This window comes from Nonomuraea sp. NPDC050451 (assembly GCF_044458585.1).
The window spans coordinates 38,368-57,072 of the sequence record NZ_JBITHZ010000027.1 but is presented as its reverse complement, the minus strand read 5'-3'; the positions used below and the strand labels follow the sequence as shown (position 1 = coordinate 57,072).

Here is an 18,705-nt window from a genome sequence, read left to right as displayed (position 1 = left end):
CGGGCGCTTATAAGTCGAACATATGTTCTCAGCGCCCCGAACGCAAGTCGCCGGCCTGTCTCACAAGAGGGTTGGCGCCGATCGAGTTGCGGATGCTGAAGGTCACGCTGCCCGGCCGGTAGCGGTCGTCCGAGGACTCCACCGGACGGCCCTCGTGCGTGGTCGTGACCCGGCGCTGGCGCAGGAGCGGGCTCCCCCTGCGCACTCCCAGCAGGCGGGCGTCCTCGACGCCGGCGGACACCGCGTCGATGAGGTGCTCGCCGTAGGCGAACACGAGGCCGATCGAGTCGTACAGGGCCTCGGTGACGGACTCGCAGTCGTCCGGGATCCGTTCGACGGCTGCGGCCACCCACTCGGCGTACACGGTGCGTTCCAGCAGGACGGGCTCGCCCTCCAGCGAGCGCAGCCGCAGCACCTCCAGGACCTCGCCGGGGCCGAGCCTGGCCGACTCGGCGGTGCTCGCGGGCCTGCGGCGCTGGGTGATCACCTGGCCGCCGAAGCGGTAGCCGTTCGCGCGCGCCCACTGCGCGAAACTGTGCAGCTCGGCGAAGCTCTGGCTGCGCGCCCTGCCGAGCACGATGCGCCTGGCCCCCTGCCGGGAGCCGACCAGGCCCTCGGCGGCGAGCACGGCCACCGCCTGGCGTACGGTGCCGCGGGCCGCCCGGTAGCGTTCGGCCAGCTCAGCCTCGCTCGGGAGCTGTGAACCGACCGGGAGCGCGCCGGAGACGATCTCGTTCCGAAGATCATCGGCGATCAGTTCATAGCGCGCAACCATCAGCGACCCTTCCCATTCATGAAAGAGCAACATTCATGCGACTTACTGGTGCTCGCTTGTTTGTACAAGTTCCCTTAGGTTCCCTTCCACACCCCCTGAAAGTGGAGGCGTCGTGTTCACATCTCGCGCCCGTGCGGCCGGCGTTGCCGCAGCCCTTACCGTAGTCACCGCGGCGTGCGGCGCCGCGCCCGGCACCCAACAGTCCACCGCGTCCTCCTCCGGGCCGAACGCGGCCACCGCCACCTCGGCGGCGGACTTCGGCGGCCTCGACAAGCTCGTCGAGGCGGCCAAGAAGGAGGGAAATCTCCACGTCATCGCCCTTCCGCCCGACTGGGCGAACTACGGGGAGATCATCCAGAAGTTCCAGGCCAAGTACGGCATCAAGATCGAGAGTGAGACGCCCGACGCGGCCAGCGCCGACGAGATCAACGCGGTCAAGACGCGCAAGGGCCAGGACCGCGCCCCCGACGTGCTCGACCTCGGCCAGTCGTTCGCGATCAGCGGAGCCGGCGAGGGCCTGTTCGCGCCGTACAAGGTGCAGTCCTTCGACAAGATCCCCGAGGGGCAGAAGGAGAGCACCGGGCTCTGGGTCAACGACTACGGCGGCTACGTGTCCATCGGCTGCGACGCCAAGAAGATCACCACGTGCCCGACGAGCTTCGCCGACCTGCTCAAGCCCGAATACAAGGGCAAGGTCGCGATGAACGGCAACCCGACCAAGGCCGGCTCGGCCTTCGCCGGCGTGTACGCCGCCGCCCTCGCCAACGGCGGCTCGTTCGACGACATCCAGCCCGGCATCGACTTCTTCAAGAAGCTGAAGGACACGGGCAACTACAACCCGGTGGAGACCACGCCCGCGACCATCGAGAAGGGCGAGACCCAGATCAGCATCGACTGGGACTACAACAACGCCGCCTACGCGCCCCAGATGGCCGCCAAGGGCCTCGACTGGAAGGTGAACATCCCCTCCGACGGCAAGTACTTCCAGATGTACGCCCAGGCCATCAACAAGGACGCCCCGCACCCGGCGGCCGCCAGGCTGTGGCAGGAGTACCTCTACAGCGCCGAGGGCCAGAACCTCTTCCTCAAGGGCTTCGCCCGCCCCGTCCTGCTCCCCTCGATGACCTCCGACGGCACCGTGGACAAGGCCCTGGCGGAGAAGCTGCCGTCGGTGGAGGGCACGCCCACCTTCCCGACGAGCCAGCAGGTGGACGCGGCCAAGGCCAAGCTCGCCAGCGGCTGGGACGCCGCGATCTCGGGATGAACCGCTCCCGTTCGAAGGGCTGGCTGGGGGCGCTGCCGCTGCTGGCCTTCTTCGCGCTCGTCTTCGGCATCCCCGCCATCGCGCTGGTGGCGGGGGCGTTCACGGCGCAGGGGCGGCCGAGCCTGGCCAACCTGTCGCAGAGCCTGCAGGGCGGCTACCTCGTCGCGATGCTCGGCAGCGTGAAGCTGTCCGCCGTGGTCGCCCTGCTGGGCGCCGTGCTGGGGACGTTCCTCGCGTACGCCGTCGTGACCTCCCGCCTCACGTTGCTGCGCGAGGCCGTGCTGACGGCCTCCGGCGTGCTGGCCAACTTCGGCGGGGTGCCGCTGGCGTTCTTCTGGATCGCCACGCTCGGCAACTCCGGCGTGGTCAGCGGCCTGGTCGGGCTGCCGTCCGGCTCGCTCTACACGTTCTGGGGCCTGGCGGTGACCTACCTGTACTTCTCGATCCCGCTGATGGTGCTGGTCATGGCGCCCGCGCTGGACGGGCTGCGGCCGCAGTGGCGCGAGGCGGCGTCCAACAACGGGGCCACCGCCTGGCACTACTGGCGCTTCGTCGCGCTGCCGGTGCTGGCGCCGTCGATGCTGGGCGGGGTGGTGCTGCTCTTCGGGTCGGCCTTCTCCGCGTACGCCACCGCCAACGCCATGGTCGGGACCGTCGTCCCGCTCGTCACGTTGAAGATCGCCAGCGCGCTCACCGGCGACGTGCTGATCGGCTACGAGAACATCGCGCTGGCCCTCAGCCTCGACATGGTCGTGGTGGCCGGGCTCGTGATGGCGATCTACCTGCCGCTGCAGAAGAGGAGCTCCCGATGGCTGCACTGACCGGCCTGGAGCGCATCTCGGGGGGCTCCTCGCGCCCTCGCGTGTGGCGCGGAGCGGTCTTCCTCCTGGCGGCGGCCTACTTCCTGATCCCGCTCGGGGCCTCGTTCTGGTACACGATCTACACCCCGACCACGGGGGTGTCGTTCGCGGCCTACGGCTCGCTGCTGACGGCCGACGGGTTCGTGCGCTCGCTGCTGCTGTCGCTGTCGCTGGCCGTCGCCACGATCGTGCTGGTGTTGCTGCTGGCGTTGCCCGCGATGCTGGCCGTACGGCTCTTCGCGCCGCGGCTGCGCCCGCTGATGGAGGTGCTGTGCACGCTGCCCCTGGTGGTGCCGCCCATCACCTTCGTGGCCGGGATCGGCACGTCGCTGCGCACCGGGACCGACGTGCTGGCTCCGACGCCGTTCTGGGCCACGCTGATCGCGGTCCAGGACCCGGCCTTCCCCGTGGTGCTGGTGCTGGCGTACGTGGTGCTCGTGCTGCCGTTCGTGTACCGGTCGCTGGACGCGGGGCTGCGCGCCATGGACGTGCGGACGCTGGTGGAGGCGGCCCGCAACCTGGGCGCCTCGTGGCCGTACGTGCTGGTCAGGGTGGTCATGCCGAACCTGCGCTCGGCCCTGGCCAGCGCGTCGTTCCTGACGCTGGCCCTCGTGCTGGGCGAATACACCGTGGCCAGCCTGCTGGGGTACGAGCCGTTCGCGGTGTGGATCGTGACCGTCGCCGGCTCCAAGGGGCAGCTCTCGGTCGCCGTGTCGATCCTCAGCCTCCTGCTCATCTGGCTGCTGCTGCTCGCCGTGTCCTCGGCGTTCGGTAAGGAGAGAAACAAATGACCGCATCGGTGGAGTTCCGTGGGCTGCGGCGGGTGTTCGGCAAGACGGTCGCGCTGGACGGCTTCGACCTCGTCGTCGCGCCCGGCGAGTTCGTCGCGCTGCTTGGGCCCTCGGGCTGCGGGAAGACGACCGCGCTGCGGTGCGTGGCCGGGTTCGAGCGGCCTGACTCGGGCGCGGTGCTCGTGGACGGCCGGGACATCACGGACGTACCGGCCAACAAGCGGGACGCGGGCATGGTCTTCCAGTCCTACTCCCTCTTCCCCAACCTGAACGCCCGCGACAACGTGGCCTTCGGCCTGCGCGTCCGCAAGGTGCCCGTGGGCACCAGGCGGAAGAAGGCGGACGAACTACTCGAACTGGTCGGCCTCCCCTCGCACGCCGACCGCTACCCGCACCAGCTCTCCGGCGGCCAGCAACAACGCGTCGCCCTGGCCCGCGCGCTCGCCCTGGAACCGCGCGTCCTGCTGCTGGACGAGCCGCTGTCGGCGCTGGACGCGAAAGTACGCGTGTCGCTGCGCGAGGAGATCCGCCGCCTCCAGCTCGACCTGGGCATCACCACCATTTTCGTGACCCACGACCAGGAGGAGGCGCTGTCGATCGCGGACCAGGTGGCGGTGCTGCGCGACGGGCGGCTCGAACAGGTCGGCTCGCCCGCCGAGATCTACGACCGCCCGGCCACCCCCTTCGTGGCGGAGTTCGTCGGCACCATGAACCACCTCGCCGGCCAGGTCTCCGGTGACCAGGTCACGGTGCTCGGCCAGCTTCTGCCGGTGGACGGCCAGGTGCCCGCGGATCCGTCCGTGGACGTCCTGATCCGTCCCGAGGCCGTCCAGGTCGTCCCGGTCGACGACGGTCCCGCCCACGTGCTCGCCGCCTCCTTCCGCGGCGCCTCCGTCCGCCTCCGGCTGGCGGTGGAGGGCGGGGAGGTCCTGGCCGACGTCCCCGGCCACGAGGCGGCCCGCCTCACCCCCGGAACGCGGGTCACCGTCCGCCTGGTGGACCGGCCCGTCCTGGTGGCGCCCCGCACGGTCACGGTCCCGGCCCCGGTCGTGGCGGCCGATGCGATCTGAGCACGCCGGCCCGGATGCCGTCCTGTTCGACATGGACGGCACCCTGGTCGACACCGAAGGGCTGTGGTGGCAGGCCACCGCCTCCATCGCCGCCTCCCTCGGCCGGCAATTGGGGGCGGAGGACATGCCGTACGTGCTCGGCCGCACGGTCGAGGACGTAGCCGCCCACCTCCTCACCCCCACTCCCCCTCCCGGCCACAACCCCCCACCCGCCCCGCCGCCAGTCCCCCGACCGGCGCCGGACCCCCGGTCGGCGCCAGTCCCCCGGTCGGCGCCGGTCCCCCGGTCGGCCCGGGACACGCCGCTCATGGCCGAGGTGGTCAGGCAGCTCACGGACGCCTTCGCCGACCTCATCGAGCAGGGCGTGAAGGTCACGCCGGGGGCATCGGAGCTCCTGGCCGAGCTGGCCGCCACCGCCATCCCGACGGCCCTGGTCAGCGCCTCTCCCCGGACCATCGTGGAGTTGGTGCTGCCGCGGCTCGGGCACACGTTCGACCTGGTGATCGCGAACGAGGACACGGCCCGCGGCAAGCCGTACCCGGACCCGTACCTGGAGGCGGCCCGCCGACTCGGCACGATTCCCTCCCGCTGCATCGCCGTCGAGGACAGCCCCACAGGCGTCGCCGCCGCCACGGCCGCGGGGTGCCGCGTCCTGGTGACGTCCCCGAAGAAGGGCCTGCCGCCGCTGACCGACCTCATGGCCAACAACCACCCACCAGAGCCCAACAACCGCTAACCACCCCCGCACCCTCGCACCCAGCGGGGCGCTTGCTGGGGGGCGAGGGCTGCGGCTGAGGGTTGGGGCGAGGGATGAGCGATGCGTTGCGGCGTGCCCGGTCCGCAGTGCCCGATGTGGCTGCGCGGTGCGCGGTGCCCGGTGCGCGTGCGGGATGCGCCGTCCCCGGCCCGCGGTGACCGGTACCGCTGACCGGTGCGGACTGGGGGTGAGCGGTGCATTGCGGCGTGCCCGATGCCCGATCCGCAGTGCCCGGTCCAGTGCCCGATCCGCGGTGAGCGGTGCCGGTGAGTACGTGATCGGTTGGCAGTGAGGTCGCTGAGGTGGTCGTGGTTCGTCAGCCGATGCTGATGCGGGCCAGGGCGCCCGCCTCCAGGGCCACCCAGATGGCCCCGTCCGGCCCGACCGTCAGCCCGTGCGGCTCGGCCTTTCGCGCGCCATCGTCCCCCGGCTGCAGTCCGGTTGGGAGGGGGTGCGATTGGATGGTGCCGTCGGTGGTGATGCGGCCGAGGCGGTCGGCGGCCCACTCGGTGAACCAGAGGGCGCCGTCGGGGCCGGTGACGATCGCGTGCGGTCGTGCGACCCGGTCAGGCAAGGGGTACTCGGTGATCTTTCCGGCGGTGTCGATCCGCCCGACCTGACCAGCGCCGATCTCCACGAACCAGAGCGCCCCGTCCGGCCCCAGCGTGATGCCCACCGGGGCGGCGCCCTCTGTGGGGAGCGGGTGAACGGTCACCTCGCCCGCCAGCGAGATCCGCCCGATGGCGTTGCCCTGGTTGATCGTGAACCAGAGCGCGTCATCCGGCCCCGCCGTGATGAAAGCGGGCATGCCGCCCTCCACCGGCACCTCGAACTCTGTCCGCTCCCCACCGGGCCCGATGCGCCCGATCCGGCCGGTCTGCATCTGGGTGAACCACATGGCCCCGTCGGGTCCGGCGACGATCCCGTACGGCGAGTCCGCCTCATAGGAGGTGACCTGCCCGTCGGCGGTGATCCGGGAGACCCGGCCGCCCGTGCCCTCCGCGAACCACATCGCCCCGTCCGGCCCCGGGACGATCACGGTCGGCTGCCCGTCGGCCGGATCAAGCTGATGGATCACGGGCTTCTGGCCCGGCATCATCCTGCCGACGCGTCCTTCGTGGACGAGCGTGAACCAGAGCGACCCGTCCGGCCCGGTGGCGATGCCATACGGCGAGCCTTCATCGATTTTGGTCAACATCTGCGGTCCTTCACTGGTCGATCCTGTGCGGCTCAACATATGCGTCCTCCTGCCAACGTGATCTCGGTCCCCCGGAAGCGCCGGATGAGGGCGCGGTCGTGCGACACCACGACGAGCCCGCCGCGGTAGTCGTCGAGTGCCTGCTCCAGCTCCTCGGCCAGGACCGGCGACAGGTGGTTGGTCGGCTCGTCGAGCAGGAGGAGGTCGTACTCCTGCGCCAGCAGCCGGGCCAGCGCCAGCCTGCGCCGCTGCCCGACCGACAGCGTCCCCACCTTCTGGTCGAGGGTCCGGGGCTTGAAGAGGCCGGTGCTCAGCAGAGCCGCACGCCGCTCGTCCGCATAGCTGTGGTTGTGGTTGTAAGCGTCCAGGACGGTCAGGTCGGGGTCGAACGTCACCTCCTGCGGCAGGTGGCCGACCCTCACTTGGGCATGCTCGGCCAGGGTCTGGAGCAGCGTCGACTTGCCCGCACCGTTGGCCCCGCGGACCAGCAGCCGGTCACCGGCTTCGAGGGTCAGGGAGGGGACGTGCAACCGGTCGCCGACCCGGACATCGCGCAGCTCCACGAGCACGCGAGCTCGGGCACGGCCGTGTCTGGCCGCATGCCCGGCCGCATGCCCGTGTCCAGCACGCTGGTGTCCGACGTGCCGGTGTCCGACACCGGGCTCGCGTCCCGCATCAGGGGCGCGTCTCGCACCAGGCGCGCGTCCCGATACGGGCTCATGGATCGGACCAGGCTCGCGTGTCGTATCAGAGCGTGTGCCGGGCTGGCGTCCTTGGGCGGACTCAGGTGCTGCGTTGGGGGCCTGGGCTGGAGCGGTGGTGCTGGGAGTGGCGTTGCCGGTGTGTGGGGTGTCGGGGAGCTCGGGGGCGGTAGTGGGAGTGGTGTCGACGGCGTGTAGGGGCTCGGGGGTGAGGGTGGGAGTGGTGTCGACGATGCTTGGGGGCTCGGGGGTGGGGGTGAAGGTGCCGTGGAAGCGGAGTGGGGCGGGTGGGCGGGGGACGGGGTCGGCCTCGAGTCGGCGCAGGCGCTCGTGTGCGTTGCGGACTCGGCTTGCCACCGAGCTCTGCACCCGCCCGGCGTTGCGGTCGTAGGCCATCTTGTTGTTGTCGCGCATCAGCCGCCCCGCGGCCACCCGGTGGGCGGTCGTGGCCGCGTAGTCGCGCACCTGCCGGACCTCCTCGCACCATGCCGCGTACGACTGCTCCCAGCGGGCCCTGGCGGCGGCCTTGGCGGCCAGGAAGCCGGTGTAGCCGCCGCCGAACCGGGTGATCGCCCCGTGCTCGACCTCGAGCACGGCCGTGGCCACCCGGTCGAGGAAGACGCGGTCGTGGGAGACCACGACGACCGCGCCCCGGTGCTCGCGCAGCCGGGCTTCGAGCCAGGTCAGGGCCGACTCGTCGAGGTGGTTGGTCGGCTCGTCGAGCAGCAGCACCCTGGGCGCGGCGGCCAGGACGCAGGCCAGGCCGAGGCGGGCGCGCTCGCCGCCCGACAGGCTGGACAGCGGCCGGTCGCGGCCCACGTGGGACAGCCCCAGCCCGTGGAAGGCCTTGTCGACCCGCGCGTCCGCCTCGTAGCCGCCGCGCAGCTCGTACGCCGTCAGCAACTCCCCGTACTCCGCCATGACGTCATCGGTGAGCGCCGACTCCAGCTCGCGGATCCGGCGCTCCATGGCGCGCAGGCCGGCCAGCGCGGCGTCGACGGCCTGCTGGACCGTGTGGTCGGGCGGCAGGTCGAGCGTCTGCCGGAGGTAGCCGATGTCGTCGGCCAGGGTCACCTCGCCGTCGTCGGCCCGCTCGACCCCGGCAAGCAGCCGCAGCAGCGTGGACTTGCCCGAGCCGTTCTCGCCGACGACGCCCACGCGCTCGCCGGGCTTCACGGACATGGACACGTCAGCGAGGACGGCCCGTTCGCCGTACGACTTGAAAACCCCTCGAAGACTGATCAGGATGGAACTCCAATCGCAACTGTTGTAGCGTTAGTGTGGCACACGGGAGAAGCTAACGCAACTGGAGTAGTTTTTGGAGTCAAACAAGCGGCCGGGCGGGCGAAGCGCCCGGGTTCGGGACGCCGTACGGCAGGCCACCCTCGCCGAGCTGGCCGAGCACGGATACCGGGGCCTGACGGTGGAAAACGTGGCCGAGCGGTCAGGGGTGCACAAGACGACCGTCTACCGGCGCTGGGGCAGCGTCGCGGGGCTGATCTCCGACGCCCTCGAGCTGGCCAGGGACGAGCCGTGGCCCATTCCCGACACGGGCTCGATCGAGGGCGACCTGAGGGGCATCGTCCAGCTGGTGCGCAGCGGCTTCGACGACCCGGACCTGGGGCCGGTGTCATCGGCGTTCGTGGCGGCGGCCGTACAGGATCCCGACGCGGCGCGGGCGCTGCACGAGTTCTTCATGGCCCGGCACGATCAGTCGGCCGAGGTGGTGCGGCGGGCGGTCGCACGCGGTGAGCTGCCTGACGTCGTGGACGTCCGGGAGGTGATCAGGGTGGCGGTCGCGCCTGTTTACTACCGGTTGTTCGTGGCGCATGAGCCGGTCACCGAGCGGGACGCCGATCGTGCCGCCGACGCGGCGCTCGCCGCCGCCCGCGCCGGTGTTCTCTGAGCCGCCGCCCGCGCCGGTGTTCTGTGAGCCCACCCCGTCCGGTCAGGGCTCCTTCTGGCCGCGTAGTTCGAAGTCGTCGAACGTCGTCTTCAGCAGCGACGTCTCGTCCTTGGGCGTACGCGCGAACAGCCCCACGTACCCGTTCCCGAGCCCGTTCGGGTCCTCCACCTGGTGCACCCGCTGATCGTTCACCCACATCGTCAGCCGCACGGCCGATCCGACCTGCTCGCACGCCGCCACCAGCCGGGCCTTGCCGGGCAGCCCGTCCACCTGCACCGGCTGGGCCAGCGTCCCGCCCGATCCGTCCACGATCCGCCGGATCCTGGCCTTCCCGGTCGTGTCGAGCGCGAACTCGTAGTACGTGTCGTCATCGTCCACGTTGTGGCAGTACACGCCGTACTCACCGCTCCCGACGGACTTCTTGACCTGGGCGGTGACGGCCACGACGACGGACGAGGGCAACATCGGCGTAGGGGTGGCCGACGGCTCGGGCGTGTTGGTCGGCTTGGCGATGAGGAAGGGTATGGGAGCCTTCGCCCACCGCTCTTCGGACCCCTTCTCCACGTCCAGCCCGTACGTCCCGTCCGTCCGGTAGCCGTAGCTCGCCGTCTCGTCCGGGTCGTAGACGCCGTTCCAGCCGCCGGAGGTCTGCGTGAAGTCCTCGCGGTAGAGGACGCTCATGTCGGGCGGCCCGCTGGGGTTGAACACCGCCCACGCGGCCACGGAGCCCGCCACGAGCACCGCCGCGGCCGCCGCCGCGACGCCCGCGATCAGCTTGGTGCGGCTGCCCTTGGACGGCTGCTGGACGGACGTGTACGGTGCCGTGGCCTGCTGCCAGGCCACCTGTACGGTGTGCGCCGCCTGTTCGGGCGCGGCCGACCGCCCGACGAGCTGGTCGAGCAGCTGCTGCGCGGTGGGCCGCGCGGCCGGGTCCTTCCGCAGCGCGGCCCCGACCAGCTCGCGCAGGCCGGGCTCGACGTCGCTGAGATCCGGCTCGGTGTTGAGCACCTGGTAGACGATCGAGGGCAGCGTGTCGCCGCCGAAGGGCGCCCTGCCGCTGGCGGCGAACGCGACCAGGCATCCCCACGAGAACACGTCGCAGGCCGGGGACACGGGTTCGCCCCGCAGCACCTCGGGAGCCATGTAGCGGGGCGTGCCCACCAGCTCGCCGGTGCCCGTGACGCCTCCGAGCGTGTCGAGCGCCCGCGCGATGCCGAAGTCGATCACGCGCGGGCCGACGGGCGACAGCAGCACGTTCGACGGCTTGAGGTCCCTGTGCACCACACCGGCGCCGTGGATGGCGGTCAGCGCGGTGGCCACGCCGACGGCCAGCGCGTCGAGGCTGGAGCCGCGCAGGGGGCCCGACTGGCGCACGGCGGCCTCGAGGTTGGGGCCCGGCACGTATTCGGTGACGACATAGAGCTGGTCGCCGTCGAGCGCGGCCTCGATCACAGCGGCCGTGCAGAACCTGCGCACCCGCTGGGCGGCGTCCGCCTCCCTGCGGAACCGCATGCGGAACTGCTCGTGCTGGGTCAGCTCCGGGTTGATCACTTTGACGGCGACCCGCTGCCCAGCCGGATCCTCGGCGAGATGGACCGTGCCCATGCCGCCCCGACCCAGCACGCTAAGCAACCTGTAGCGCCCGATGTGGGAGGTTTCACCGCTCACGGCGCGCTAGCTTACCGACCCGCCGCTTACCGCGCAGGGTCGAGCACACCACGTACATGCCCCCACCCTGAGTGGCCTTCCCCCGCACGTACGGAGTTGACTAGTCGTCATGCATGCCATCATCGTCTCCGCCCCTGGCGGTCCAGAGGTTCTCGAATACGTCGAGCGGCCCGATCCCGTACCCGGCGAAGGGGAGATCGTGGTCGACGTCGCCGCAAGCGGCGTCAACTTCATCGACATCTACCACCGCTCCGGCGCGTACCCGCTCGATCTGCCCACCCCCATCGGCTCCGAGGGCGCGGGCACGGTCTCGGCCGTCGGCCCGGGGGTGCAGGGGGTGGCCGTGGGCGACACCGTGGCCTGGGCCAACGTCCTGGGCAGCTACGCCGAGAAGGCGGTCATCCCGGCGGACCGGGCGGTGCCGGTGCCCGACGGCGTCCCGGCCGACGTGGCCGCGGCGGCGATGCTGCAGGGGCTGACCGCCCACTACCTCACCCACTCCACCCACGAGGTGCGCGAAGGGGACGAGGTGCTCGTCCACGCCGGAGCCGGCGGCATGGGGCAGCTGCTCATCCAGCTCGCCAAGCTCAAGGGCGCCAAGGTCCACACCACCGTCTCCACCAGCGAGAAGGAGAAGCTGGCCAGGGAGGCCGGTGCGGACGAGGTGCTGCGGTACGACGACTTCGCCGAGGCGCTGCGGAACAAGATCGACGTCGTGTACGACGGCGTCGGCAAGGCCACGTTCGAGGGCGGGCTCGAGGCGCTGCGGCCGCGCGGCCTCATGGCCCTGTACGGCGCCGCCAGCGGCCCGGTCCCGCCGATCGACCCCCAGATCCTCAACCGGAAGGGCTCGCTCTTCCTCACCAGGCCCACGCTCGTCCACTACATAGCCGAACGCGAGGAGCTGCTCCAGCGCGCCTCCGACCTGTTCGGCTGGATCAAGTCGGGACAGCTCACCATCAACGTCTCCCACCGCTATCCGCTGGCCGAGGCGCACCAGGCGCACGAGGACCTGGCGGCCCGCCGGACGACAGGGAAACTGCTCCTCATACCCTGACGAGCATGGACATCGCAGGATCAGTCTGGTCGTTCGCCCTCGTAGCGGCATTTCTCACGCTCACCCCCGGCCTCGACACGGCCCTGATCCTGCGTACGTCCCTGCTGGCGGGCAGGCGGGCGGCCTGGGGCGTGACGCTCGGGATCCAGCTCGGCACGCTCACGTGGGGCGTTCTCACCGCGGCGGGGCTGTCGGCGCTGCTGGCCGCCTCGCGGCTCGGCTACGAGAGCCTGCGCTGGGCCGGCGTGGCGTACCTGGTGTGGATGGGTCTGCGCATGCTCCTGGCCAAGGCCGCGCCCCACGACGAGCCGGAGCAGGCGGTGCGGTTCGGGGGCGTGGCCGAGGGGCTGCTGTGGAGCGCGGCGCTGATCGGGTTCGCGTCGCTGGTGAGCGGCTTCCTGCGGACGCCCGCCGTACGCCGCTTCCTCGACCGCCTGACCGGCGTGGTCATCGTCGGCTTCGGCATCCGCCTCGCCGTCACCGACTGAGGCCGAAGTCGGGGCTCGTGGGCCAGCCCAGCAGGCGGGCCCCGAGCACGGCGGTCTCCAGGGTGAAGCGCTGCGTCGGGTCGTCCGGCGAGAAGCCGGTCAGGCGGCGGATGCGCTCCAGCCGGTACGTGACCGCCCGCGGGCTGAGCCCCAGCCGCCGGGCCGCGGCCGTCTGGTTGCCGTGCGAGGCGAAGACCGCCTCCAGCGTCTCCAGCAGCGGCTCATGCCCGCCCCGCACCCCCAGCAGCGGGCTCAGCACGCTGGTCACGAGGTCCTCGATCGCGCCCCTGTCACGCAGCAGCACGGGGAAGACGAGCAGGTCGGCCGCCTTGACCACGTCGGCCCTGAGCCCCAGCCCGTCGGCCAGCTCCAGGGCCTGCGCCGCCTCCCGGAAGGAGGCCACCACGCCGCCGGGACCACGCTGCGGGCGTCCCACCGCGACCCGCCACCCGGCCGGGAAGCGGGCGCGTACGTGATGGGTGAACTCCCCCACCGCGGCCGGCAGCGTCGCCGGGGCCACGCACACCAGCAGCCCGTCGCGCACGGCCACGAGCACGTTGTGGGAGCCGAACCGGGCGATCAGGTCCCGCTCGATGCGGTCCTGGTCGCCGCCGCGCATGCCGCGGGCCACGGCCACCACGTACGACCCCGCCAGCCGCAGCCCGAAGTGCTCGGCCCGCTCCGCCAGCCGCTCGGCCCGCCCCTGGAGCAGGTCGTCCACGAACTCCCGCCAAGCCTGCTCCTCCTCGCGGATGGCGGCGGCCTGCGCCCTCTCGTACCCCTCCATCAGCGCGGAGACCGCCTTGCGCAGCGCGGGCAGCGCTCCCGGCAGCTCCTCGCCGGCGGCGAGCGCGCCGTCCACCAGCACCCGCAGCGGGATCCCCAGCCTGGCGGCGCGCCTGCCCGCGGCGCGGTAGGCGTCGAGCGCCTCGCGGGTGGGTAATCGGCCGGTCGCGGCGTGCTCGGCCAGCACCTGCCGATGCCCGCCGAGCAGGTCGGCGAGCAGGTCGGCGGGCATCTCGGAGATCGCCATCACACTCCTACGTCACGCCTGTCGAAGGAGAGCACTGCGGTGAGCGCGAGCACGGCCGTCGCCCCCGCCAGCACAAGGTAGTCCCCGACCGGCAGCCCCTCATAGAGCGGCCTGCCCTCGGAGTAGTAGTGGAACGGCGAGACCCACTTCAGCCAGGAGATGGCGTCGATGTTCCGGCCGATCGTGACCACGACGAAGCCGGCCACCGCCCACACGCCGACCACGGCGGAGGCGATCGCCCTGCGCCCGGTGGCCGCGCCGACCGCCAGTCCCATCGTCCCGAACAGCAGCCCGACCAGGAGCACCCCGAGCTGCGCGGCCAGGATCCGGTCGAACGGCACCCCCATCTCCACGACCTCGCTCATCGCCCACGTGGCGAGCAGCGTCACGACGGCCAGCACGAGCATCGCGACCGCCAGCGCGGCGAACCTGTCCAGCACCAGCCGCCGCCGGTCCACCGGCAGCGTGACGACCAGCTCCAGCGTGCCCGACTCCTCCGGCTGCGCGATCGCCCGGTTGGCCAGGTTCATCGCGAACACGATGAACAGCATGGGGACGAAGAGCTGGTAGACGACCGTCTGCAGGTAGCCGGCGCCGGAGGCGAAGTCCCCGAGCCCGCCCATCAGGTCCTTGAGCGGCCCCGGAAACTTGGCCATGGCCATGGAGTCGTAGGTCTCGGGGTTCAGCTTGACGTTGGCGTACGCGCCCAGATAGACGCCCATGAAAGCGCTGATGCCCAGGCACCACCAGATGAGCGACCGCCGGTTGTCCCGCAGGCTCTTAGCGATCATGGTGCCGCTCCTCGTCGCTGTAGTAGGTCAGGAAGATCTCCTCCAGGTCCGGCTCCGCGCTCACCATGTGCACCACGGTGAAGGCGGCCGCCGCCTTGATCAGCGCGTCCGGCCGGCCGTCGATCGTGCAGCGCAGACCGGCGTCCTCCACGCGCAGTTCGCGCACGCCGGGCAGGTTCTCGAACGCCGCTCGCGGCACGGGCGCGTCGAAGTGCAGCTCGACCCGGCGCACCGCCTTCTCGCGCAGCGCCGCCACGTCCTCCACGGCCACCAGGCGCCCGTCCCGTACGATTCCGACCCGGTCCGAGACGTTCTCGACCTCGGCGAGCACGTGCGAGGACATCAGCACGGTACGCCCGGACTGGCGCACCTCCCTGACCATGGCCAGGAACTCGTGCTGCACCAGCGGATCCAGCCCGCCCGTCGGCTCGTCCAGGATGAGGAACTCCGGCTCGTGCATGAGCGCCTGGATCAGCCCGACCTTCTGCTTGTTGCCCTTGGAGAGCTTGCGCATCTGCACCGACAGGTCGGCGTCGAGGCGTTCGGCCAGGGCGTCGATGCGCGTGTCCGGCACGCCGCCGCGCATCCTGCCGAGGAAGCGCAGGTAGTCCCTGGCCCGCTCGCGGCCCTCCAGCGCCAGCTCGCCCGGCAGGTAGCCGATCCTGGAGCGGGTCGCGGCCTCGCGCGGGTCGGCGCCGAGGACGCGTACCGTGCCCCGGGTGGGCCTGATCACGTCGAGCAGCAACCGGAGCGTGGTCGTCTTGCCTGCGCCGTTCGGCCCGAGATACCCGAAGATCTCCCCAGGCTGGATCTCCAGCGTGAGATCCTCCAGGCCGCGGCGCCTGCCGTAATACTTGGTCAGCCCTTCGGCCTGCACCACTGCTGTCATGGCCGAATCGTCCCGCCACGCGGGACCTCCGTCATCGGACAGGTCCGGCAGCGTGCGGATGGCTTTGCTTCCGGGACGCGGCAACGAGAGGGTGTGTTGCGTGGAAACGGCGTTCGTGCTCGGTGGCGGGGGCGTGCTCGGCGCGCACGAGGTGGGCATGCTGCAGGCGCTCGACGAGGCGGGCATCAGCCCCGACCTCGTGGTGGGCACGTCCGTGGGCGCCCTGAACGGGGTGGTCATCGCCGCCGCCCCGTCCGAGGCGGTGGAGCGGCTGACCTCTCTGTGGCGTTCCGACGTCGTACGTACGGCCTTCGCCGGCTCGTGGGTGGCCCGGTTGTCCACGCTGGCCAGGACCGGCACCCATCTGCACCCGATAGGGCCGTTGCGCGAGGTTCTGAGCGGCACGGTGGGGGTTTCGCGGATCGAGGAGCTGGAGGTCCCCTTCCAGTGCGTGGCGGCCTCGGTCGAGCGGGCCGCGGCTCACTGGTTCACCGGCGGACCGCTGGTCGAGGCGGTGCTGGCCTCGTGCGCGGTGCCCGGGCTGCTGCCGCCCGTCGTGATCGGCGGCGAGCACTTCTACGACGGGGGGCTGGTGCACAGCATCCCCGTGGGGCGGGCCGTGCAGCTCGGCGCCAAGCGCGTCTTCGTCCTGCACGTCGGGCGGATCGAACGGCCGCTGGCGCCGCCCAGGAGGTTCTGGGAGGTGGGCATGGTGGCGTTCGAGATCGCGCGCAGGCACCGGTTCGCCGAGGACATGGCCAGCCTGCCGCCCGGCGTGGAGGTGCACGTGCTGCCCGCCGGGATGACCGAGGCGCTGTCCCCGCTGCGCTACCGCGACATCTCGCAGATCTCCGCCTGCATCGAGCGGGCCTACGACGCGTCTTCCCGCTATTTGCGTAACAGAGGAGGATGAGGGTTAGACCGTTGCAGGGAGGCCGCCGTTGCTTCCACCGCGTATTCTGCGCCGGCTGGTGCTGGCTCCGCTGGTCATCGTGGTGACCGTGTTCATGGTGGTGACGCTGCCGTTCTGGCTCGTCGTCACGGCCGCGGCCTCGCTGCGCCTGCCGCCGCCGCGGCGCAGAGGGGCTCGCTTCGTCTGGTTCGCCACGGTGTGGCTGACACTGGAGTCGGGCGTGCTGATCACGTGCCTGTGGCTGTGGGTGGCGGGCGGGGCGCGGCGCCAGGAGCGGCATTACGCCCTGATCAGGTGGTTCCTGGCCAAGGTGCACGCGGCCGCCGTGCGGATCTTCCGGCTGACGCTGGAGATCCAGGAGCCCGATCTGACGACCGAGGAGCAGGCCGCGAGGCTGACGCGACCGGTGATCGTGCTGTCGCGGCACGCGGGCCCCGGCGACTCCTTTTTGCTGATCTATTATCTTCTGGCGCTCTATCGCCGGCAGCCGCGCATCGTCATGAAGGCCGCGCTCCAGTACGATCCCTCGCTGGACGTCGTGATCAACCGGCTGCCGAACGCGTTCGTGCCCCGCAAGTCCGGACAGAAGCGGATCATCGAGGAAATCCACCGCCTCGCCGCCACGATGGGCGCCCAGGACGCCCTCGTGATCTTCCCCGAGGGCGGGAACTTCACCCCGCGCCGCCGCCGGCTCGCCATCCGGCGGCTGGAGGAGAAGGGGCTGACCGAGGAGGCGGAGCGGGCGCGCGGCATGGACCACCTGCTCCCGCCCCGCCCGAACGGCGCCATCACGGCCATCGAGGCGTGCCCGTCGGCGGACGTCATCTTCGTCGCGCACACCGGGCTCGACGACCTCATCACGCTGGGGGACGTCTGGCGCAAGCTGCCCTTCAGGGCTCACATCACCGCGAAGTGGTGGCGGGTGCCCGCGGCCGAGATCCCGACGGAGCGGGAGGACCGGATCGGATGGCTGTACGACCACTGGGAGCAGATCGACGCCTGGATCGCCGCCCAGCGCATGGCCCGGAGCGCCGGCTAGCCGAGCGGCGGCGCGCCCGGGGGCAGGACCGGGACGTCCGGCGGGCCCTGCTCGATGAGGCGGAGCAGCGCGTCCGTGTCGAGGTGCCGCTCCACCAGGTCGCCGAGCGCGTCGAGCCGCTCCTCCCTGAGCGCGGCGAAGTCCGTGCCGGGGGCCGGTGCGAAGTCGCGTCCCGCCCGCGCGGCCACGTCGGCCAGGAAGGCCCGGCGGAAGCCGTCGTTCTCGAGAGCGCCGTGCCAGGTGGTGCCCCAGACGTTGCCGACCCGGCAGCCGTCGAGGAACGGCTCGCCTCCGTCGACCGAGGCCAGCCCGTGGTGGATCTCGTACGCGCGGACCGGCTGCCCGTACGCCGTGCCCTCGGGCCGCCCGAGCCGCTTGTCCTTGACGAACTCGACGCGTACCGGCAGCCGCCCGAGCCCTTCGACCTTGCCCGCCCCCGACTCGACCTCGTCCACGATCTCCCGCCCGAGCATCTGGAACCCGCCGCAGATCCCCAGCACGGGCCCCGCCCGGTCGATGATCGCCGCCGCCAGCCCGCGCTCCCGCAGCCACGCCAGGTCGCTCACCGTGGCCCTGGAGCCCGGCAGCACCACCAGGTCGGCGTCGTCCAGCTCGACCGGATCGGTCACGAAACGCACCACGACCCCCGGCTCGGCGGCCAGGGCGTCCACGTCGGTGAAGTTCGAGATCCTCGGCAGCCGCACCACGGCCACCCGGAGGGTCTGCCTGCCGTACGGGGGGCGGACCGCGACCTTCCGGCTGTCCAGGGCCAGCGAGTCCTCGACGTCCAGCCAGAGCCCGTCGAGCCAGGGCAGGACGCCGTACACCTCGCGCCCGGTCAGCCGCCTGAGCATGTCGAGCCCGGGCTCCAGGAGCTCCCGCGCGCCTCGAAACTTGTTCACGACAAATCCGGAAATATGCGATTGGTCGTCGGCGTCTAAGAGGCCCACCGTGCCGTAGAACGCGGCGAACACCCCTCCCCTGTCGATGTCGCCGACCACGATCACGGGCAGGTTCGCGGCCCTGGCCAGGCCCATGTTGGCGATGTCGCCGCGGCGCAGGTTGATCTCGGCGGGGCTGCCCGCGCCCTCGCACACGACCACGTCGTACTGGCTCCTGAGCCTTTCGAGCGCCTCCAGCGCGGCGGCGCGCAGGAGGTCCTTGAGCGCGCCGTACTCCATCGCGTCCACGTCCGCCACCGGGTTGCCCATGAGGACGACCTGGCTGCGGCGGTCGGTGCCCGGTTTGAGGAGGATGGGGTTCATGTCCACCGTCGGCTCCAGGTAGGCGGCCTGCGCCTGCGTCGCCTGGGCCCGGCCGATCTCGGCGCCTTGAGCGGTGACGTACGAGTTGAGCGACATGTTCTGCGCCTTGTACGGCGCGACGCGCACGCCCCTGCGGGCCAGCCACCGGCAGATCCCCGCCGTCAGCACGCTCTTGCCCGCGTCGGACGTGGTCCCCGCGACCAGCAACCCCCCTCTGACCATGCGATCACCGTACAGGTC

Annotated in this window: 18 protein-coding genes; 10 read left to right on the top strand and 8 right to left on the bottom strand. The window is 71.4% G+C overall.

Going from position 1 to position 18,705, the window contains the following annotated elements; all coding sequences use genetic code 11:
• Positions 1 to 28: 28 nt before the first annotated feature.
• On the bottom strand, positions 29 to 775 hold the full coding sequence (locus tag ACIBI9_RS47995) for a GntR family transcriptional regulator (RefSeq protein ID WP_397233290.1): 747 nt from the start codon (positions 773 to 775) through the stop codon (positions 29 to 31).
• 112 nt (positions 776 to 887) lie between these two features.
• On the opposite strand from ACIBI9_RS47995, the gene ACIBI9_RS47990 reads away from it, so the two are divergent.
• Genes ACIBI9_RS47990 through ACIBI9_RS47970 form a run of 5 tightly spaced genes read left to right on the top strand, consistent with a single transcriptional unit; the run spans position 888 to position 5,496 of the window.
• Complete coding sequence (locus ACIBI9_RS47990; RefSeq protein WP_397233288.1) at positions 888 to 2,039, top strand: ABC transporter substrate-binding protein; 1,152 nt, start codon at positions 888 to 890, stop codon at positions 2,037 to 2,039.
• A complete protein-coding gene (locus ACIBI9_RS47985; protein ID WP_397233286.1) occupies positions 2,036 to 2,860 on the top strand; it encodes an ABC transporter permease in 825 nt (274 codons plus the stop codon). The genes ACIBI9_RS47990 and ACIBI9_RS47985 overlap by 4 nt, the downstream gene beginning before the upstream one ends.
• The gene (locus tag ACIBI9_RS47980) at positions 2,848 to 3,690 is read left to right on the top strand and encodes an ABC transporter permease (RefSeq protein WP_397233284.1); all 843 of its coding nucleotides are present in this window, start codon (positions 2,848 to 2,850) and stop codon (positions 3,688 to 3,690) included. The genes ACIBI9_RS47985 and ACIBI9_RS47980 overlap by 13 nt, the downstream gene beginning before the upstream one ends.
• Positions 3,687 to 4,760 carry an ABC transporter ATP-binding protein gene (locus tag ACIBI9_RS47975; protein ID WP_397233282.1) on the top strand — a complete coding sequence of 358 codons (1,074 nt, stop codon included), beginning with the start codon at positions 3,687 to 3,689 and terminating at the stop codon, positions 4,758 to 4,760. Before ACIBI9_RS47980 ends, ACIBI9_RS47975 begins: the two co-directional genes overlap by 4 nt.
• Complete coding sequence (locus ACIBI9_RS47970) at positions 4,750 to 5,496, top strand: HAD family hydrolase (protein ID WP_397233280.1); 747 nt, start codon at positions 4,750 to 4,752, stop codon at positions 5,494 to 5,496. Before ACIBI9_RS47975 ends, ACIBI9_RS47970 begins: the two co-directional genes overlap by 11 nt.
• Positions 5,497 to 5,833: 337 nt before the next feature.
• Here the strand turns inward: ACIBI9_RS47970 and ACIBI9_RS47965 are convergent, their stop codons facing one another.
• Both ACIBI9_RS47965 and ACIBI9_RS47960 read right to left on the bottom strand, forming a co-directional pair.
• Positions 5,834 to 6,715, bottom strand: coding sequence for a virginiamycin B lyase (locus ACIBI9_RS47965; protein WP_397233278.1), 882 nt, complete (start codon positions 6,713 to 6,715; stop codon positions 5,834 to 5,836).
• Between the two features lie 32 nt (positions 6,716 to 6,747).
• Positions 6,748 to 8,604 (bottom strand): ATP-binding cassette domain-containing protein, encoded by a 1,857-nt coding sequence (locus tag ACIBI9_RS47960; RefSeq protein ID WP_397233276.1) that lies wholly within the window; start codon positions 8,602 to 8,604, stop codon positions 6,748 to 6,750.
• Positions 8,605 to 8,734: 130 nt separating this feature from the next.
• Between ACIBI9_RS47960 and ACIBI9_RS47955 the strand changes: the two genes are divergently transcribed.
• Positions 8,735 to 9,322: a TetR/AcrR family transcriptional regulator gene (locus ACIBI9_RS47955; RefSeq protein ID WP_397233274.1), complete on the top strand. Its 588-nt coding sequence runs from the start codon at positions 8,735 to 8,737 to the stop codon at positions 9,320 to 9,322.
• Positions 9,323 to 9,364: 42 nt separating this feature from the next.
• Here ACIBI9_RS47955 and ACIBI9_RS47950 read toward each other — a convergent pair whose 3' ends face one another.
• Positions 9,365 to 10,990: a serine/threonine-protein kinase gene (locus ACIBI9_RS47950; protein ID WP_397233272.1), complete on the bottom strand. Its 1,626-nt coding sequence runs from the start codon at positions 10,988 to 10,990 to the stop codon at positions 9,365 to 9,367.
• A gap of 109 nt (positions 10,991 to 11,099) precedes the next feature.
• Between ACIBI9_RS47950 and ACIBI9_RS47945 the strand changes: the two genes are divergently transcribed.
• Positions 11,100 to 12,047 carry a quinone oxidoreductase family protein gene (locus tag ACIBI9_RS47945; RefSeq protein ID WP_397233270.1) on the top strand — a complete coding sequence of 316 codons (948 nt, stop codon included), beginning with the start codon at positions 11,100 to 11,102 and terminating at the stop codon, positions 12,045 to 12,047.
• A 5-nt stretch (positions 12,048 to 12,052) separates the two neighbouring features.
• The gene (locus ACIBI9_RS47940) at positions 12,053 to 12,535 is read left to right on the top strand and encodes a LysE family translocator (protein WP_397233268.1); all 483 of its coding nucleotides are present in this window, start codon (positions 12,053 to 12,055) and stop codon (positions 12,533 to 12,535) included.
• On the opposite strand, the gene ACIBI9_RS47935 is transcribed toward ACIBI9_RS47940, so the two are convergent.
• The 3 genes from ACIBI9_RS47935 to ACIBI9_RS47925 are packed head-to-tail and all read right to left on the bottom strand — an operon-like array spanning position 12,525 to position 15,248.
• Positions 12,525 to 13,568 (bottom strand): PucR family transcriptional regulator, encoded by a 1,044-nt coding sequence (locus ACIBI9_RS47935; RefSeq protein ID WP_397233266.1) that lies wholly within the window; start codon positions 13,566 to 13,568, stop codon positions 12,525 to 12,527. The genes ACIBI9_RS47940 and ACIBI9_RS47935 overlap by 11 nt on opposite strands.
• Positions 13,568 to 14,359, bottom strand: coding sequence for an ABC transporter permease subunit (locus tag ACIBI9_RS47930; RefSeq protein ID WP_397233264.1), 792 nt, complete (start codon positions 14,357 to 14,359; stop codon positions 13,568 to 13,570). The genes ACIBI9_RS47935 and ACIBI9_RS47930 overlap by 1 nt, the downstream gene beginning before the upstream one ends.
• Positions 14,349 to 15,248: an ATP-binding cassette domain-containing protein gene (locus tag ACIBI9_RS47925; protein ID WP_397233262.1), complete on the bottom strand. Its 900-nt coding sequence runs from the start codon at positions 15,246 to 15,248 to the stop codon at positions 14,349 to 14,351. Before ACIBI9_RS47925 ends, ACIBI9_RS47930 begins: the two co-directional genes overlap by 11 nt.
• A gap of 100 nt (positions 15,249 to 15,348) precedes the next feature.
• Between ACIBI9_RS47925 and ACIBI9_RS47920 the strand changes: the two genes are divergently transcribed.
• Complete coding sequence (locus ACIBI9_RS47920; protein ID WP_397233260.1) at positions 15,349 to 16,161, top strand: patatin-like phospholipase family protein; 813 nt, start codon at positions 15,349 to 15,351, stop codon at positions 16,159 to 16,161.
• 28 nt (positions 16,162 to 16,189) lie between these two features.
• Positions 16,190 to 17,200 carry a 1-acyl-sn-glycerol-3-phosphate acyltransferase gene (locus ACIBI9_RS47915; protein ID WP_397233258.1) on the top strand — a complete coding sequence of 337 codons (1,011 nt, stop codon included), beginning with the start codon at positions 16,190 to 16,192 and terminating at the stop codon, positions 17,198 to 17,200.
• Here the strand turns inward: ACIBI9_RS47915 and ACIBI9_RS47910 are convergent.
• Positions 17,197 to 18,687: a cobyric acid synthase gene (locus tag ACIBI9_RS47910; protein WP_397233256.1), complete on the bottom strand. Its 1,491-nt coding sequence runs from the start codon at positions 18,685 to 18,687 to the stop codon at positions 17,197 to 17,199. The genes ACIBI9_RS47915 and ACIBI9_RS47910 overlap by 4 nt on opposite strands.
• Positions 18,688 to 18,705 lie beyond the last annotated feature (18 nt).